16 protein-coding genes are annotated in these 17992 nt (G+C 30.8%); 9 read left to right on the forward strand and 7 right to left on the reverse strand.

Translation table 11 applies throughout. The annotated features are described in order from the left end of the window. Positions 1 to 113: 113 nt before the first annotated feature. Positions 114 to 575 carry a CAP domain-containing protein gene (locus C4N20_RS09920; RefSeq protein WP_040490747.1) on the reverse strand — a complete coding sequence of 154 codons (462 nt, stop codon included), beginning with the start codon at positions 573 to 575 and terminating at the stop codon, positions 114 to 116. A gap of 178 nt (positions 576 to 753) precedes the next feature. On the opposite strand from C4N20_RS09920, the gene C4N20_RS09925 reads away from it, so the two are divergent. The 3 genes from C4N20_RS09925 (at position 754) to C4N20_RS09935 (ending at position 5075) form a co-directional block, all read left to right on the forward strand. Next, complete coding sequence (locus tag C4N20_RS09925; protein ID WP_005978282.1) at positions 754 to 2718, forward strand: glycogen debranching protein; 1965 nt, start codon at positions 754 to 756, stop codon at positions 2716 to 2718. Between the two features lie 105 nt (positions 2719 to 2823). Beyond that, entirely contained in the window at positions 2824 to 4602 is a 1779-nt protein-coding gene (locus C4N20_RS09930) for a DUF4401 domain-containing protein (RefSeq protein WP_005978279.1), read from the forward strand. Further along, a complete protein-coding gene (locus C4N20_RS09935) occupies positions 4599 to 5075 on the forward strand; it encodes a GDYXXLXY domain-containing protein (RefSeq protein ID WP_005978276.1) in 477 nt (158 codons plus the stop codon). Before C4N20_RS09930 ends, C4N20_RS09935 begins: the two co-directional genes overlap by 4 nt. A 156-nt stretch (positions 5076 to 5231) precedes the next feature. Here the strand turns inward: C4N20_RS09935 and C4N20_RS09940 are convergent, their stop codons facing one another. The 6 genes from C4N20_RS09940 to C4N20_RS09965 form a co-directional block, all read right to left on the reverse strand. Further along, positions 5232 to 6731 (reverse strand): YifB family Mg chelatase-like AAA ATPase, encoded by a 1500-nt coding sequence (locus C4N20_RS09940; protein ID WP_005978274.1) that lies wholly within the window; start codon positions 6729 to 6731, stop codon positions 5232 to 5234. A gap of 87 nt (positions 6732 to 6818) precedes the next feature. Next, entirely contained in the window at positions 6819 to 7757 is a 939-nt protein-coding gene (locus C4N20_RS09945) for a thiamine pyrophosphate-dependent enzyme (RefSeq protein ID WP_005978271.1), read from the reverse strand. 11 nt (positions 7758 to 7768) lie between these two features. Next, positions 7769 to 8947, reverse strand: coding sequence for a 2-ketoisovalerate ferredoxin oxidoreductase subunit alpha (gene porA / locus C4N20_RS09950; RefSeq protein WP_005978268.1), 1179 nt, complete (start codon positions 8945 to 8947; stop codon positions 7769 to 7771). 16 nt (positions 8948 to 8963) lie between these two features. Further along, the gene (locus tag C4N20_RS09955) at positions 8964 to 9266 is read right to left on the reverse strand and encodes a 4Fe-4S binding protein (RefSeq protein ID WP_005978265.1); all 303 of its coding nucleotides are present in this window, start codon (positions 9264 to 9266) and stop codon (positions 8964 to 8966) included. Beyond that, entirely contained in the window at positions 9266 to 9841 is a 576-nt protein-coding gene (locus C4N20_RS09960) for a 2-oxoacid:acceptor oxidoreductase subunit gamma family protein (protein WP_005978261.1), read from the reverse strand. The genes C4N20_RS09955 and C4N20_RS09960 overlap by 1 nt, the downstream gene beginning before the upstream one ends. A gap of 278 nt (positions 9842 to 10119) precedes the next feature. Continuing rightward, positions 10120 to 11730 (reverse strand): AbgT family transporter, encoded by a 1611-nt coding sequence (locus C4N20_RS09965; protein WP_005978252.1) that lies wholly within the window; start codon positions 11728 to 11730, stop codon positions 10120 to 10122. Between the two features lie 473 nt (positions 11731 to 12203). Between C4N20_RS09965 and C4N20_RS09970 the strand changes: the two genes are divergently transcribed. From C4N20_RS09970 to C4N20_RS09995, 6 genes are all read left to right on the forward strand, one after another. Then, positions 12204 to 12770, forward strand: a complete 567-nt coding sequence (locus tag C4N20_RS09970) for a manganese efflux pump MntP (protein WP_231940496.1) — start codon at positions 12204 to 12206, stop codon at positions 12768 to 12770. 262 nt (positions 12771 to 13032) lie between these two features. Further along, entirely contained in the window at positions 13033 to 14658 is a 1626-nt protein-coding gene (locus C4N20_RS09975) for an FAD-dependent oxidoreductase (protein WP_005978247.1), read from the forward strand. A 287-nt stretch (positions 14659 to 14945) separates the two neighbouring features. Next, entirely contained in the window at positions 14946 to 16136 is a 1191-nt protein-coding gene (locus tag C4N20_RS09980; protein ID WP_005978244.1) for an ATP-grasp domain-containing protein, read from the forward strand. 20 nt (positions 16137 to 16156) lie between these two features. Next, positions 16157 to 16912 (forward strand): esterase family protein, encoded by a 756-nt coding sequence (locus tag C4N20_RS09985; RefSeq protein ID WP_005978241.1) that lies wholly within the window; start codon positions 16157 to 16159, stop codon positions 16910 to 16912. Between the two features lie 19 nt (positions 16913 to 16931). Further along, on the forward strand, positions 16932 to 17690 hold the full coding sequence (locus C4N20_RS09990; RefSeq protein ID WP_005978237.1) for an alpha/beta hydrolase-fold protein: 759 nt from the start codon (positions 16932 to 16934) through the stop codon (positions 17688 to 17690). A 20-nt stretch (positions 17691 to 17710) separates the two neighbouring features. Next, the gene (locus C4N20_RS09995) at positions 17711 to 17992 is read left to right on the forward strand and encodes a hypothetical protein (RefSeq protein ID WP_005978234.1); all 282 of its coding nucleotides are present in this window, start codon (positions 17711 to 17713) and stop codon (positions 17990 to 17992) included.

The raw sequence follows: 17992 nt of genomic DNA on the forward strand, positions 1-17992 counted from the left end.
AATCTAATTCATTATATAAAAAGCAAAATGGTTTTAGAATTAAGTGTTATTCCACAATTATAGAGTTTTCCACAAGAAAAGTCAATACAATATTTAGGAGTGAAAATACAACATTATTTCTTTTTTTCAATAAATATCTGTACCCAGTAATTTTTTCCATCTTTATCTACAGCTTTTCCAATTCCTATTTCATTATAATTCTTGCTTAGTATATTATCTCTATGTCCCTTGGATTTCATCCATCTTTCCATAACAAATTCTGGAGTATCATGCCATCTTGCTATATTTTCAGCAGCTGACTTATATTTTATATTTTCTTTTTTTATCAGATTGAAAGTCATTCCAAATTTTTTACTGTCATGAGAAAGTTTTTCTTCCTTAGCCATATCAGCAGCTTTTATAACTGCTATTTTATTTAGCTTTTCATTCATAACAAGCGGTGCAAGTCTCTTGGCTTTTCTTTCTTGATTTACATATTTTAATATTGTTTTTTGATATCCTTCAGCAGAATACAGATTAGAAACTAAACTAAAAGTAATAATCACCATTAAAAATATTTTTGTAATTTTTCTCATTGATTCCCCCTTGAGTATTGTATAGTCTTTTATTTTCTGCTCAATACATTTTAACATAGATATTATTAAATATAAATTTAAGTTTAAGAAAATTAGGATTTTGAACTGTAATTGACTTTTCACTGGCTGCATTATATAATTTACTTATAATGGAAGAAAAAATTTAAAAGGAGAACATATGTGTGTTTGGGAAGCTGGGGTTCCTAAATTAGGGGTAACCGTAGAAAATGAGGGAATTAATTTTGCTATATTTGCTAAAAATAAAAAGAAAGTAGTTTTGAATATTTATAGTTCAGGTTCAGATTTAGCTCCTAAAAAAAGCTTTGTTTTAGATCCGACTATGAATAAAACAGGAAATATATGGCATATTTATTTAAAAGGTGCTTCTGCAAAGACTTTATATACTTGGAAATTAGATGATTCTCCTGAATTATTAGACCCATATGCTTTATCATATACGAACAATAAAAATTATTCAAGAAGAAAAAGTATAGCTGTGAAAAAAGATCATATTAGAAAAAAGCATTTAAATAGAGAGTTAGAAGATACAATTATTTACGAGGTACACATAAAACTTTTTACACAAAATTTTAATTCGATGGTAAAATTTCCAGGAACTTATAGTGGATTTATGGATAAAATACCATATTTAAAAGAATTGGGAATAACAGCTGTGGAATTTCTGCCAGTATATGAATGGGATGATTTTACAGGAAATACAGGAATAACTAATGGAGCTAAATTAAAAAATGTGTGGGGATATAATCCTATAAGTTTTTTTGCACCAACTAAGAAATTTTCAAAAAATCAAACTTTGGATTCAGATAGTGAAGTAGTTGAATTTAAAGAATTGGTAAAAGCTCTCCATGAACATGGGATAGAAGTGATTCTTGATGTGGTGTATAATCACACTGCTGAAGGTGGAAATGGAGGAAAAATATATAACTTTAAGGCAATGGATAATAAGACTTTTTATATGCTGGAAAATAAAGATACTCAATATAAAAATTATTCAGGCTGTGGAAATACTTTTAATTGTAATAATAAAGTAGTAAAAGATGTGATTGTAGATTCTTTGAGATACTGGTATCTTGAAATGGGAGTAGATGGTTTTAGATTTGATCTGGCTTCTATTCTTGGAAGAGGAGAAGATGGCCAGTGGAATGAAGTTTCTCTTTTAAATGAACTTGTGCAGGATCCTATTTTATCACATTGTAAATTAATTTCAGAAAGCTGGGATCTTGGAGGGTACTATGTAGGAGATATGCCAGCTGGATGGAGTGAATGGAATGGAAAATATAGAGATGTTGTAAGAAAATTTATAAAGGGAGAGTTTGGGTTGATTCCTGAACTGCTAAAAAGAATATTTGGAAGTCCTGATATTTTTAAAAGAAATAACAGAGGACCAATGAGTAATATAAATTTTGTCACTTGTCATGATGGTTTTACCATGTGGGATCTTGTTAGTTATAATAACAAGCATAATCTTAGTAATGGAGAAAATAATAATGATGGGGAAAATAACAACAATTCATATAATTATGGGGTAGAAGGTGGAACTGACGACCCTGCTATTCTTGAGCTGAGAAAAAGGCAGATTAAAAATATGTTTTTAATACTTTTTATTTCTCAGGGAGTCCCTATGCTTCTTATGGGAGATGAAATGGGAAGAACCCAGTTTGGAAATAATAATGCTTACTGCCAAAATAACCGTTCTACATGGGTGGACTGGGAAAGAGGTTCAAAATTTTCTGAAATAACCAACTTTGTAAAAAATATGATAAAAATTCGTAAAAAGTATTCTATTTTTAGAAGAAAAAATTATTTAGAACTTAATGAATGTGAAAATTGTGAGGTTTCTCTGCATGGAGTGAAACTTAATACACCAGATTATTCATATTATTCATTGAGTATAGCATTTGTTTTACATGATACTGAAACAGATACATCATTTTATGTAGCTTTAAATTCTTATCATGGCGAATTAACATTTGAGCTTCCAATTCTTCAAGAAAAAAAATGGCATTTGTTAGTTGATACTTCCAAGACAGAGAAGGAAAATTTTAGAGAAGATACAAAAGCTTTAATAGATAGAAAATATCTTGTAAAACCAAGAAGTTCTATAATTTTAATAAGTAAATAAAGATAACAATTCAGGCAGACTTTTAAGTAAAACTTTGAAGTCTGCTTTTTCCATAGTATAATATACTGAAATATAATTTTCCTGTCTTAAATAGGAGGTAATAAAATGTTAAGCAAATTAAAAAATTCTTTTTTATATTTTTCTATATTATTTGTCATAACAGGAGTATCATGCTTTGTTGCATATAACTGGAATAAAATGGGAAATTTTACAAAAATGACCATTCCAATGTCTTTGATTATATTAGGAATAATTGGCTGGTTCATTTTTCAAAATAAAAAATTATACAGAGAGCTTTCACTTTTTTCATCGTCATTTTTTATAGGGACATTATTTGCTGTATTTGGACAGATATATCAGACAGGAGCTGATCCATATACACTCTTCAGAAACTGGGGGATATTTATACTGATTTTTTCTTTTGTAGAAAAATTTTATCCACTCTGGACTCTGAATGTAACAGTTTTTACAATAAGTGGAATGCTTTATTCGAGGCTATATGGAAATTTTACAATGATATGTATTACAGGCTCTATAGTTGTTCTATTTTTCCTTCTTATTTACATTATCATGATAAAAAAAATGTCATTGGAAATAAAAGAATGGTTTTTCTATATTCTTGCTTTTTCTTCAACAGCTTTAATGACTGTAGGAATATTCTGGAATGTTTTAGGGATAGGATACTATAGAAATATTAATATCTATGGACCATTATATCTATTGATATATGTTGTATTTATAGGATTATTATTTTTGCTTGGAAAAAGAATAATGAAAAAGCAAGGCTTGATTATTTTGGATATAGTTTCAATAACCTTCGTTATTTCTTCTTGCATAATGAGAGAAATATCAGGTATAGGATCAGGTGTTGCTGGAGTATTTTTAATTATATGTATTTTTGTAGGAAGTACTATAATTATTACTAAAAATTATTTATCCTCAAATTCAGTAAGACTTATTTTAAATTTTTTCAAAGTAATTTTGGTAGTGTTGACAATAGCTTTTTTCTCATTATTAATGTCTTTCTTCAAACTTGGAGAAGAGGCGATTTTAATAGCAGGAATAGGGCTTCTTGCAGCATCTTGTTTTTTGCCAAGAATTTTAGAGTATAAAGAGGAAAAAAATGAAATTATAACATTTGTATCAGGTTTGATACTAATTCTTGTGTATCTTCAATGGAAAATGAGATTACCAACAACAACAATAGTTGTAATAGGCTGGTTGATATATGGAGGATTCTATATTTTAAGACATTCAAAAATTTTAGATTTTTTAGTTGTTCCTACAATAATTTCAGGACTGATAATGATTTTCCCAAGTACAAGAGGATATTCAGAGACTATAGTGCTTGTAATTCCACTTATCTTCATTTTAGTATCTTGCTGCAAGGAGAAAATGGAGATAATAAAAATGGAAAGAGTGAAGAGAATGGTCAGAGGAGCAGAGATAACTGCTATTATTCAAGCAATAGTGGTCAATAGCAGAATATTTAGATATAGTTATTATGACTCATATATTATTAATGGAATAATACTAGCAATAGCATTGGGATTACTTTATAAAGTATTTGATAGAAAAAATTATTTTACATTTTTTATTATAGCTATACTAATAGGATTTTTGAGTTTTTTCTGTTTAAGTGTATATGGAATAAATCTAGGAATAATGTTGATTTTGCTGTATATGTATAGAAATGAAAAATACATGATAGGAGCAGCAGTAATATTTTTAGGAGGTGAGATATCCTTCTATTACTATAATCTTCATATAACATTGCTTGAAAAATCTTATCTTATGATAAAAAGCGGTGCCTTATTATTTGTGGGGTTTCTTATTCTATCTAAGTTTGCTTGTAAAGAAAAAGAGAAGGAGGAAGAGCTATGAAAAAAATATTTGTAGTACTTAATCTCCTGTTATTGATGCTGGCTTTTGGATATTCAGTAATAAAAGAGGAGAGAAATTTAAAACAGGAAACTTTCTATATAAAAACAGCTCCTGTTGATCCTCGTTCTTTGATACAAGGAGATTATATGATTCTTAATTATGATATTACAGAATCAGCCAGAAAAGAAGCAAGGGGTCTAAGAAAAGGATATATAAGAGTTAGGATAAATGACTTGAAAGTTGCAGAATTTGTAAGAGTGGATAACAAATATCTTCCATCATCAGATAATGAAATTTCTATTCAATTTCATCAAAATAATTCTACTATGGATATAGGTGTTAATTCATATTTATTTCAAGAAGGAACTGGAAATAGATTTCAAAAGGCACAATATGCAGAAGTTATAAAATTAAAAAATGGTGAGCTAAGATTAAAACATTTATTGGACAGAAATTTTGATAGAATAAAATAAGAAAATAATCCAGAGTTTTTAGTAGAAAGGTTTGTTATTAATCTCACTTTTAATGATTAATTATACAAATCTTTCTACTTTTTAATTTCCCAAATTTATTTATTAACTTTTTTAAAAATTTTAATATAGAATAGAACTTCAATTTAAAATAAGATATTATTTTTTTCTAAAAGAAACAGCTTCCATCAAATGTTGCTTTTTTATATCTTTACATCCTTCTAAATCAGCAATAGTTCTTGCTACTTTCAAAATTTTATCATAACCTCTTGCAGATATTTCCATTATTTTCATGGCGTTTTTAAAATATTCCTTATCTTCATCAGCTATTTTACAATATGTTTTTATTTCTTTTTGACCTAAGTTTCCATTTAAGAGATCAGTGCCATATCTTTCTCTCTGTATTTTTCTGGCTTTAATTACTCTGTCTTTTATAGTATTTGAATTTTCTACATCAGATGAATTCATTAATTCATCTTCAGATAATCTTCTCATTTCAATGTGGATATCAATTCTATCCATAATAGGACCAGAAAGTTTTTTCATGTATTTATTTACTTCATGTTGAGTGCAGGTACAAGAAGCTCCTTCATAATAGTTTCCACAGAAACAGGGATTACTTGTAGCAAGCAGCTGAAATTTACTTAGAAATTCAACTCTGTATTGAGCTCTTGTAATGGAAACCATTCCATCTTCTAAGGGCTGTCTTAAACTCTCTAAAACACTTCTAGGAAATTCTGCAAGTTCATCTAATAATAAGACTCCATTAGAAGCCAAGCTTATTTCTCCAGGTTTTATTCTTTTACCTCCTCCTATGATGGAAGTAAGTGAGCTAGTGTGGTGAGGAGACCGAAAAGGTCTTTGGTTGATTATAGGTTTTTTACTATTGAGTTCCCCAGCAACACTGTATATTTTTGTAGATTCAATTATTTCCTCCTCACTCATTGCAGGGAGAATTGTTATCATTCTTTTAGCAAGCATTGATTTTCCAGAACCAGGACTTCCTATTAGAATTATATTATGTCCTCCAGCAGCAGCAATTTCCAATCCTCTTTTTCCTAATGCCTGACCTTTTACCTCTGAGAAATCAATACTGTAATCTTTTTCTTCAAGAAATGGCTCTATATTTAATGGTTTTATTTCACCTTTAGAAATAAAATCAGCGACTTCTCTTAGTGTTGAAACAGGAATAATATCTATTCCCTTGATAAGAGAAGCCTCTTGGACATTATCTTCTGGAATAATTACACCTTTATATCCTTTTTCTCTTACTAAAATCATTGTATTTATTATTCCTTTTACTCCTCTGATTTTTCCATCTAAAGAAAGTTCTCCAAGAAAAAGATAATTATCAAGAATAGAATTTCTGTCCCTTACAAATCCCATAGCAACCATAATTCCAACAGCTATGGGGAGATCAAATTGAGCTCCTTCTTTTTTTATTCCAGCTGGGGAAAGATTTACTATTATTTTTTTGGGTTCCATTCTGAAATCACTATTTTTTAGGGCAGTTCTTACTCTATCTTTACTTTCTGAAATGGCAGTATCTCCTAGACCTACTATTGAAAAGAAGGGAAGTCCGCTGCTGATATCTACTTCTGCCTCTACTAAAAAAGGTTCTACTCCTAAATAACTGGAACTTAAAACTCTTATATTCATAAATTAAGGTGCTCCTCTAATAAGTATTTTTGTACAAAAAATGAGTGGGACCTTAGGTCCCACTTTTGCATTAAATTTCATATTTAATTAAAGCTCTTCTCCACATCTTTTAAGAAGTCTTTCCCATTTCAAATCTACATCTTTTTGAATTCTATCTATGATGTGTCTGTTTTGTGGTTTAAATAGATGCTTGAATCTTCCTTGTTTCTTTAAGAACTCTTCTACAGGTAGTTTTACTTTTGGTCTGTAGCTTAATTTCCATTCTCCATCTATTACTTCAAATAGTGGCCAGTAGCAAGTTTCTACTGCTAATTTACACATTTCCATTAGGTCTTCACCTTCATATCTCCATCCTCTTGGGCATGGTGCTAATATGTTTAGGAATGCTGCTCCTTCTGTATAGATTGCTTTTTCTGCTTTCTCATGAAGGTCTTTAAAGTTTCCTATAAATGTTGTCTGAGCTACATATGCTACATTGTGAGCTGATATTACATCTGTAAGATCTTTTCTTCCTTGTGGTTTTCCAGCGCTTTCTTTTCCTATTGGAGTTGTAGTTGTATCTGCTCCTATAGGTGTCGCTGATGATCTTTGGATACCTGTATTCATGTATGCTTCGTTATCGTAACATACATAAACCATGTCATGTCCTCTTTCCATTGCTCCAGAAAGTGATTGGAATCCTATATCGTAAGTTCCTCCGTCTCCTCCGAAAGCTATGAATTTATATGACTCGTCTATTTTACCTTTTTTCTTTAATACTTTGTATGCAGTCTGCGCTCCACTTATTGTTGCTGCTGCGTTTTCAAATGCTGAGTGAATAAATGAATCTTTCCATGCTGTATATGGATAAAGGAAAGTTGATACTTCAAGACAGCTTGTTGCACTGCATATTACTGCCTCATCTTCCTCTTTTAATGCTCTTAATACTCCTCTTACTGCTACTGGTGCTCCACACCCTGCACACATTCTGTGTCCTCCAGTAAGTCTTTCAGGTTTTTCCATTTCTTTTTTGAAATTATATGCCATATCCTTTCCTCCTACCCTCTTACACCAAAATGTCTATATGTATCTTTTACTTCTTGATCTTTCTCTGCCAATAGAGTATTAAAGATCTCTTTTATATGATTTACAGTTATATCTCTTCCTCCAAGTCCGTATACATAGTTGATCATTTTAGGTCTTGGGCTACAGTCATAAAGTGCTGATCTTACCTCTGCAAAAACTGGTCCTCCAGCTGCTGAGAATCCTTCACATTTATCCATTACTGCTACCATTTTTACATTTTTAAGCGCTTGTGCTATTTCTTCCATAGGGAATGGTCTGAATACTCTGATTTTTAGAAGTCCAACTTTTTTACCTTCTTTTCTCATTTCTTCTATAGCTGCTTTAGCTGTTCCAGCAGTTGAGTTGATAACTACTATTGCTACTTCTGCATCGTCCAATTTATATTCTTCAAATAGTCCATATTTTCTTCCAGTAAGTTTTTCATACTCTGCTGCTACTTCAAGAATTACTTTTTTAGCATTCATCATAGCATGAGCTTGACTTACTTTATGTTCCATATAGTAAGAAACGATATCATATGGTCCTACTGCTGTAGGTCTTTTTGCATTTAGAAGATAATCTTCTGGGTTGTATTCTCCAACAAAAGCTTTAGCTTTGTCATCTTCTAATAATTCTATATTTTCAACAGCGTGGCTTGTGATAAATCCATCTTGACATACCATTACAGGAAGCTGAACATCTGGATGCTCTCCTATTCTGTTAGCTTGAAGCATATTATCATAAGCTTCTTGGTTTGTTTCACTATATAGCTGAATCCATCCAGCATCTCTTGCACCCATAGAGTCACTATGATCTGCATTGATATTGATAGGTCCTGTAAGGGCTCTGTTTACACAAGCTAAAGTTACAGGTAATCTTGCTGAAGATACTACATAAAGCATTTCCCACATCAATGCAAGTCCGCATGATGAAGTAGCAGTCATAGTTCTTGCTCCTGCTGCCTGTGATCCCATTGCAGCTGACATAGCGCTGTGCTCTGATTCCACTGGAATAAATTCACTGTCTACTGAACCATCAGCAACATATTGAGAGAAATATTGTGGTATTTCTGTCGATGGAGTGATTGGAAAAGCAGGCACTACATCTGGATTTATTTGTCTCATTGCTATTGCAATAGCTTCGTTTCCTGACATTCTTTCTCTTATACTCATTAATTCTACCTCCGAACTACTCTTTTATCAATTCTATTGCTTTGAATGGACATGCTTTAACGCAGATTCCACATCCTTTGCAATGATCCATATCGAAATCTAATCTCTTTCCATCTTTTACAGGTATCGCTGAATCTGGGCAGCAAGGAACACATAAAAGACAGTCAATACATTTATCTCTCAAAAGAACTGGCTTCATTGATCTCCAGTCTCCAGTTCTGAAGTGCTGAGCACTTCCAGCTTCATAAACCACTCCACCAGGAGTTATATCTCTCCAGCTAATATCTTCAGTAATTGGTACACCAGCTTTATTTTTCATTATTCTTTCACCTCATTCATAGAACGTACTAATGCAGCCATATTTCCTTTTAGTACTTCTGGTTTACTTGCAAATTTGTGCGCAAAAGAGTTTTCCATTGCTTCAAGGAAAGCTTTCTCTTCCATAACTCCACTTACTTTTACTACTGCTCCAAGCATAGGAGTGTTAGGGAAGTTCTTACCAAGAGTTTCCTCAGAAATAGTTCTTGCATCACAAGTACATACTCTTCCTTTGTATCCTTTTAAAAGAGCTTTAAATTCAGAAGCAGGTTTAGAACTATTGATAATGATAGCTCCATCCTCTTTAAGACCTTTAGTAACATCTACACTTTCGATAAGAGTTTCATCAACAACAACTACGAAATCAGGTTCATAAATGTTAGAATGAACAGTAACTCTTTCTTTAGAGATACGATTGTAAGCTGTAATAGGAGCACCCATTCTCTCAGGTCCATACTCTGGGAACCCTTGAACGAACATTCCACCACTGAATGCTGCATCTGCCAATAGTAGAGAAGCTGTTTTTGCTCCTTGCCCACCTCTTCCATGCCATCTTATTTCAAAAATTTCTTTCATAAATCCCCTTCCCTTTCTAAAATTTTTTAAAAAAGAGAAAGACTGAAATTGCCCCTCTCTTTACTTGTTACACGCCAAAATTTAACCACTTTAAACATGTTCGCATAGAATTATTATATACCATTTTCAATCTAAATGCTATATTTTTTTAACAAATGATTTGAAAAAAACACTTAAAATTTTTAAAAAAAGAAAATATATATATTAAATAAATTATTAAAAAACTTTCTGCTCTGAAAAAGTATCTCAAAACAGAAAGTTTTTTTATCTATCATTTATTACATAAACATATGCACTCCAGGTCCAATAGGAATACCTAAGAAAGTCCATGCTAAGAATAAGATTGTCCAAGCTACTAAGAATACCATTGAGTATGGAAGCATCATTGCAATAACAGTTCCTAATCCCATATCTTCTTCATTTTTAGCATACTTAGCTGCAAATCCAACTATAATTGGGAAGTATGACATTAATGGAGAAATAATATTTGTAGTAGAATCTCCTATTCTATAAGCTAACTGGGTATATTCAGGAGTAAGTCCAAGTTCTACAAACATTGGAATAAATACAGGAGAAAGCATAAGCCATTTTGAAGAAGCTCCTCCAATAAACAGATTTACAAAAGCTGTAAGGAAAATAAGTCCTACTGCTGCTGCAACTCCTGTGATACCCATATCTTTTAGGATATTTGCTAATTTTACAGCTATTACAATTCCGATATTAGATTTTGTAAATACGTAAACAAACTGAGCTGAAATAAAGATGATAACAAATACTTGTCCACATGAAGCCATGGCTTTTACCAAAGCTTTAATAACATCTTTGTGTGATTTAACAGTTCCAGCAGAAATTCCATAGAATAAACCAGGAATGAAAAATGCAAGCATTAATACAAATACAATAGATTCACTGAAGAATGGTTTTAAAAGCTCCATTGTACCAGGTTGTCTGTGGTTGGCAGCAACAAAAGCTTCAATTTCTTTTGCATTTAATTTGAAAATAGCATTTTCAGGTAATACCATGAATAAAATAACTCCAACAAAAATAATTATTGAAACAGCAGAAACTCTTAGTCCTTTTTTCTCTCCAGTAGTTAGTTGAGAATTACTGTCAACTTCTAATCTTGGTCCTGTGTATTCTCCAAGTCTAGGTTCAACTATCTTATCAGTAATCCATGCTCCAATTATAGTAATAAGGAAAGTAGAAGCAAACATGAAGAAGTAGTTTGCAGTTGCATCAACAGAATATCCTGGAAGAACTATTTGAGCAGCAGATGTACTGATACCTCCTAAAAGTGGGTCAGTAGTTCCTATAAGAAGGTTAGCTGAGAATCCTCCAGATACTCCAGCAAATGCAGCAGCTATACCAGCTAATGGGTGTCTTCCAAATGAAGCAAATATTACTGCTCCTAATGGAATCAAAACAACATATCCAGCATCAGAAGCTATATTTGACATAACTCCAGCAAATACAACTATAGCAGATACCATAACTTTTGGTGTAGATAAAACTAATTTTTTAATAAGAGCACTTAAAAGCCCTGTTCCATCAGCAAGTCCAACTCCAAGCATAGCCACAACTATTGATCCAAGAGCAGCATGTCCTGTAAAGTTTTTAACAGCTGAAGTAAAAATTCCCCTAATGCCACTTACAGTTAAAAGATTTTGTACCATAGTAGTTTTTTGAACTACTTTACCAGTACCTTTAGCAATTTCTGAATAAGTAACAGAAACTCCTGCTTTTGATAGTATAAACGAGAAAATAATAGTTATTACGAAAAATCCGAAGAACATTGCTACTGGATGAGGTAATTTGTTTCCTGCAACTTCAACAAAGTTCAAGAATCTTTCAAACAATCCATTTTTTTTCATTTGTACATTTTTTTCCATTTGTTCACATCCCTTTGTATTATTTTATTTAGTTTGCATATTGTGTTGAAAATTTATTTTTACTATTTTTTTTAATAAAATATTATTTTATTAATATTTAAAAATAATTACAATTAGTATATATATGTTAAAATTTATAATATAAATTTACTGATGTACAAAAATTATTCTATCACATGTTGTGTCTTTTTTCAACTTTTTTTGTTTTGAAATAGTCTCTGAATTTGAAAAATAATATTATTTTTAATGTAAATTAAAATTAATTTTCAATAAAAGTGTTTAAAAAAATGACATAAAATTTATAAAAAGTTCAAAAAATAGTAAAAATAGAAATAGGATAAGTGTTGTTTATTTTTTTAGACTAAATTATTCAAAAGTTATATAAATGAAATAATTTTATTATTTTTTAAATATCATTTAATTTCTATAAATATTATGGTAAAATAAAAAGGTTATAAAATTTAAAATACGAGGTGTTTGGATTGGGATTTTTTCAAATTTTTCTAATAGGAGTAGGTCTTTCAATGGATGCTTTTGCTATTTCTTTATGTCAAGGACTTATAATGGGAAAAGTAAAAATAGGAAAAACTGCAAAGATAGCATTTACCTTTGGAATATTTCAGGCAATTATGCCAATATTAGGATATTATGTAGGAAGTATTTTTAGTGGAAAAGTTTCACAATACAGCAATATTATAGCTTTTATTATTTTAGGATATTTAGGATTTAACATGATAAGAGAAGCTAGAAAAGAAAATGACTGCTGTACAGATGAAGGATGCAGCTCAAAGGCTCTTTTAGCATTGGGAATAGCTACAAGTATTGATGCCTTAGCAATAGGTTTTACTTTTTCATTTTTAAAGAATTTCAATATTTTTGTATCTTCTATTGAAATTGGAATAATTACTTTTATAATTTCAGCTGTTGGAGTAGTTTTAGGAACAAAGTTTGGAACTCTGCTAGAAAGTAAAGCCCAATATTTAGGAGGAATTATTCTTATACTTATAGGAATAAAAAGTCTGGCAGGAAATTTTGCTTAATTTTTTAGAAATATAAATTTTGAATAAAATGAGATTAATTTAAATGGTGATTTAGAAAGTTAAAGCAGGCTGTAGAGATTTCTTTATTGAAAAAATCTAAAGCTGTATTTATCTTAATGAATCACTATTTTTATTTCTAAAAAATTATATTTTGATATTTTATTTATTATTTTATAAGTGGTATAATATTTATCATAGAAATTGGATGCTTATTTAAATTATAGAATCATTTCAACTTAAATTGTTAAGGAGGATGTTAGATATGAAAGTAATAATAGTAGGTGGTGTGGCAGCAGGAACTAAAGTTGCAGCAAAACTAAAAAGAGAAGATCGCAGTAATGAAGTAATCATTTTGACTAAAAGTAAAGAAATTTCTTATGCAGGATGTGGATTGCCTTATTATGTTGGAGATGTAATAAAAAATAAAGAACAGCTTATTGTAAATACTCCTGAAAAATTTTCTAAACTTACTGGAGCAGAAGTCCATAATGAAATAGAAGTTACTGGTTTGGATAGAGAGAAGAAAATTATAAAAGCTAAAGATTTGAAAACTGGTAAAGAGGTTGTATATCCTTATGATAAATTAGTTATTTCCACAGGAACAAGACCTGTAAAACCTCCATTAAAAGGAATAGATCTTCCAGGAGTATATTTTATGAGAACTCCAGATGATGCTGTTAATTTGAAAGCTGATATAGAAGCTGGAAAAATAAAAAGAGCAGCTGTAATTGGAGGAGGATACATAGGTCTTGAAGTAGCTGAAAACCTAGCTCTTCAAAATATAAAAGTATCAGTTATAGAAATGGCTCCTCATATTCTTACAGGGTTTGATAAAGAATTTGCAGAGTATGCAGAAGATCATTTAGCAGAGCATGGAATAATGGTTTTTTCTGGAACTAAGTTAGAATCAATAGAAGGAACTGACAGAGTAGAAAAGATACAGACTTCAAAAAAAACTATGGAGGTAGATGCTGTAATTATGTCAGTTGGTATTCGTCCAAATACAGAATTCTTAGCTGATAGTGGAATAGAACTTCTGCCTAATAAAACAATAAAAGTAAATGAATATTTACAGACAAATGACGAAAATATATATGCTGCTGGAGATTGTGTTTCAGTAAAAAATATACTTACTGATAAATTAGTGTGGTCTCCAATGGGATCTTCAGCAAATATAGAGGGGCGTATTTTAGCTCAAAATTTAAATGGAAAAAAAATTAAATTCAAAGGTGTTCTTGGAACTGCTGTAGCAAAACTTCCAGAATTAAATGTTGGAAGAACAGGACTTACAGAAGCTGCTGCTAAAGAGATGGGATTTGATGCTGTAAGTGTTATAACTGTTGAAGATGATAAAGCTCATTATTATGCTGGAGCTGCTAATTTTATAATAAAGCTTATTGCTGACAGAAAAACTTTAAAAATACTTGGAGTACAAGTCTTTGGTAAAGGAGCAGTGGATAAAGTAGTTGATATAGTAGTAACAGCTATGTCTATGAGAGGAACACTTCACGATATAGAGGACTTGGATCTGGCTTATGCACCGCCATTTTCTACTGCAATACATCCAATAGTTCATACAGTAAATGTTCTTTTTAATAAAATAAATGGAGCACTTGAAACTATAACACCAGCTGAATATTTAGAAGGTAAAGGAAATGGATATGCAGTATTTGATTCATGCAGTGTTGCAACAATAGAGGGAGCTCCTTATTTAGAGCTTACAGATATAAATGGAAAACTTGAAGGTTATGATTTAGATGATAGATTATTGCTGGTATGTAATAAAGGAAAAAAAGCATATCTTGTTCAAAATCGTTTGAAATACTATGGATATACAAATACAAGAGTATTGGAAGGTGGAGTTACTTTTAATAAAGTTAAAGTTTAAAATCTAACAATAAAAAAGATTGTGATAAAAAATTAATTAACTTATTTGAAAATATAAGGAGGCACCATAAAAAAAGTGCCTCTTTTTTCATTTTTATATTTAATTTTTAGACTTAAAAAACAGAGTATTATATTTATAAAGTGAATATTGAGCAAATTTTAATCTGATTTATAAAAAAATACAAGCTTTCTTCAAGTTCTGAGAATATTTTATTTGATTATGGACTCCTGTTGTGGTAGTATGTAAAGAAAATATTTTTTAAACTTAACAAAAAAGGGGGGAGCTGTATGAATTTTATTTTTATTTCACCAAACTTTCCAAAAAACTATTGGAATTTTTGCAGAGGATTAAAAAACAATGGAGTAAATACTTTAGCAATAGGAGAAGAGGAGTATTATAGTCTGACGCCAGAATTAAGGAGCTCATTAAATGAATATTACAAAGTTTCTTCATTGGAAAATTACGATGAAGTTTATCGTGCATGTGCATACTTTGCATATAAATATGGGCGTATAGACTGGTTGGAATCGAATAATGAATATTGGCTTTTAAGAGATGCACAGCTTCGTACAGATTTTAATATTAATACAGGACTTAAAAATGATAAGATAGCTGGAATAAAATATAAAAGTGTAATGAAGAAATTTTATGAAAAAGCTGGAGTGCCAAGTGCTCGTTATCATATTGTAACTAATTATGAAGAGGGAAAAGCATTTATAGATAAAGTTGGATATCCTGTAGTTGTAAAGCCTAATAATGGTGTAGGTGCAGCAGCTACATACAAATTGATAAATGATGTAGAATTAGGGTATTTTTATAGAGATCTTCCACCAGTTGAATATATTATGGAAGAATATGTAAATGGAGAGCTTTTATCATATGATGGAATAGCAGGAAAAGATAAAGAAATAATATTTGAAACTGCTCATGCATATCCTATTCCAATAATGGATATAGTAAATGAACAGGCAGATGTAATGTACTATTCGTATAAAGATATTCCTGAAGATTTAAAAGAAGCTGGAAGAAAGGTAGTACAAGCTTTTGATACTAACAGTCGTTTTTTTCATTGTGAATTTTTCAGACTGTCAGAAGATAAAAAAGGGCTTGGAAAAAAAGGTGATATAATAGGACTTGAAGTAAATATGCGTCCACCTGGTGGATATACTCCTGACATGATGAACTTTGCAAATGATATAGATGTTTATCAGATATGGGCAAATATGGTAGCATATAATCAAGGATATTTTGATACAGAGTCTAGACCATATAATTGTGTATATGCAGCTAGAAGAGATGCTCACAGATATGTTTACAGCAAAGAGGAAATTTTAGCTAAATATAGAGACAATATAGTAATGAAAGAAAGAATGCCAGAGATTTTTTCAGTAGCTATGGGGAATGATATGCTTACTGCGAGATTCTGTGACTTAGAAGAATGCTTTGAATTTATTGATTTGTATTTAAAAAAATATTAGAATGTAGGAGGAGATAGAATATGCATACTGCTTATTATAAAGAATACAGTCATATACTGGGAAGAGAAATGGAATTTACAGTATATGGACATAGTGGAAAACCTTGCATAGTTTTTCCTGCACAAGATGGAAGATTTTATGATTTTTTTAATTTTGGAATGGTAGATGCTTCTTCAAAATTTATTGAAGAGGGAAAATTACAGCTATTTTGTGTAGATGGAATTGATTGGGAAAGCTGGTCAAAAATAGGGGGAGACTACCATTGGAGAATAATGCAGCATGAGAAATGGTTTAATTATATAACTGAAGAGGCTGTTCCAAGATTTAGAGAAATTCACGGAGAAACTTCTGGAGAGTATTACAGAGGAAAATTTTTAACAACAGGATGCAGCATGGGAGCATATCATGCATTGAATTTTTTCCTTCGTCGTCCAGATATTTTTGATGGAGTAATTGCTTTGAGCGGACTTTATCATGCTGGATACTTCTTCCCAAATTATAGTCATGAGATGATTTATAATAATTCTCCAGTTGATTATATGAAAAATATGCCATGGAATCATTATTATTTAGATATGTATAGAAACTCAAAAATAATTCTTTGCTGTGGTCAGGGAAGATGGGAAAAAGAATGTATAGAGGATACTAACAGTTTGAAAGAAAGTTTTAAACGTCTTCAAGTTCCAGCATGGACAGATTTTTGGGGATATGATGTAGACCATGACTGGCCTTGGTGGAGAATACAATTTCCATATTTCTTAGATATAGTACTATAAATTACTGAAGGAGCTTACTATGGTTTTAAAACATGAAATTTTTATTGAACCTTTTGGTCTAAATAGAATTTTACATATATATATTCCTGATAATATAAAAGAGGGAGAAAGATTTCCTGTAATGTATATGTTTGATGGACATAATCTGTTTTTTGATTCAGAAGCAACCTATGGAAAATCTTGGGGAATAAAAGATTTCTTGGATAATTCCAATACAAGAATAATAGTGGTAGGATTAGAGTGCAATCATGAAGGAAATAAGAGACTTTGGGAATTTTCCCCTTACTCTTTTAAAGATAAACATTTTGGAACTGTTAAAGGATATGGTAAAATATTAATAGACTGGATGGCTGATTTTTTAAAACCAATGATAGACAAAAATTTTCCAACACTGCCAGAAAGAGAATTTACTGGTCTTGGAGGAAGTTCTATGGGAGGACTTATGTCAGTATATGGAACTGCCATGAGGTCAGATATTTTTTCTATGGGAGCTTGTCTTTCTCCTTTTTATGATCATATATTTAAAAAGCTGGTAGAGGAGCTTTCAGCAGCAGAAGTAAATTCAGCTACAAAGTTTTATATCAGTTGGGGAAGATATGAAGTACACTCTAAAAAGCAATTAGCTGTAGAATCTGAAAAAAATCTTATTATAAGCAGAATATTGACTTTTAAAGGAGTTCAGGTATTTCCTCATTTAATGGTAGAGGGTGCACATAATGAAGCTTCATGGGAAACAGAAAATCCTATATGGATGACAGAACTGGGGCTTATAAAATAATATTAAATATGGAGGGGTATATGTATTATAGTATTTTTTTAGAAATGAAAAATGATCCTGAAATAAAGAAATGGCTCAATATGAATACTAAAGATAAAGTTACTGAAATATTAAAAGGATTGTCTGATGAAGGAATAAAAAAATTAAAAATAGTTGAAACTTCTACTGAAACTAATGGAGAATATGATCTTATAAAAAGATTCATTAGAGAAACTCAAATTTTAGGAGAGAAATTTTTTAATGAGAAATATCCTTTTTATTATGCTAAAGATATTACAGAAGAAATTATAAAAAGAAAATAG

The organism is Fusobacterium ulcerans, from assembly GCF_003019675.1.
In the GTDB taxonomy this organism is placed as follows: domain Bacteria; phylum Fusobacteriota; class Fusobacteriia; order Fusobacteriales; family Fusobacteriaceae; genus Fusobacterium_A; species Fusobacterium_A ulcerans.

Coding starts and splice junctions, on each gene's coding strand:
- C4N20_RS09960 (WP_005978261.1), bottom strand. CDS start 9,841: ATGAAAGAAATTTTTGAAATAAGATGGCATGGAAGAGGTGGGCAAGGA.
- C4N20_RS09930 (WP_005978279.1), top strand. CDS start 2,824: ATGTTAAGCAAATTAAAAAATTCTTTTTTATATTTTTCTATATTATTT.
- C4N20_RS09920 (WP_040490747.1), bottom strand. CDS start 575: ATGAGAAAAATTACAAAAATATTTTTAATGGTGATTATTACTTTTAGT.
- C4N20_RS09985 (WP_005978241.1), top strand. CDS start 16,157: ATGCATACTGCTTATTATAAAGAATACAGTCATATACTGGGAAGAGAA.
- C4N20_RS09945 (WP_005978271.1), bottom strand. CDS start 7,757: ATGGCATATAATTTCAAAAAAGAAATGGAAAAACCTGAAAGACTTACT.
- C4N20_RS09975 (WP_005978247.1), top strand. CDS start 13,033: ATGAAAGTAATAATAGTAGGTGGTGTGGCAGCAGGAACTAAAGTTGCA.
- porA (WP_005978268.1), bottom strand. CDS start 8,947: ATGAGTATAAGAGAAAGAATGTCAGGAAACGAAGCTATTGCAATAGCA.
- C4N20_RS09955 (WP_005978265.1), bottom strand. CDS start 9,266: ATGAAAAATAAAGCTGGTGTACCAATTACTGAAGATATTAGCTGGAGA.
- C4N20_RS09995 (WP_005978234.1), top strand. CDS start 17,711: ATGTATTATAGTATTTTTTTAGAAATGAAAAATGATCCTGAAATAAAG.
- C4N20_RS09980 (WP_005978244.1), top strand. CDS start 14,946: ATGAATTTTATTTTTATTTCACCAAACTTTCCAAAAAACTATTGGAAT.
- C4N20_RS09925 (WP_005978282.1), top strand. CDS start 754: ATGTGTGTTTGGGAAGCTGGGGTTCCTAAATTAGGGGTAACCGTAGAA.
- C4N20_RS09940 (WP_005978274.1), bottom strand. CDS start 6,731: ATGAATATAAGAGTTTTAAGTTCCAGTTATTTAGGAGTAGAACCTTTT.
- C4N20_RS09990 (WP_005978237.1), top strand. CDS start 16,932: ATGGTTTTAAAACATGAAATTTTTATTGAACCTTTTGGTCTAAATAGA.
- C4N20_RS09935 (WP_005978276.1), top strand. CDS start 4,599: ATGAAAAAAATATTTGTAGTACTTAATCTCCTGTTATTGATGCTGGCT.
- C4N20_RS09965 (WP_005978252.1), bottom strand. CDS start 11,730: ATGGAAAAAAATGTACAAATGAAAAAAAATGGATTGTTTGAAAGATTC.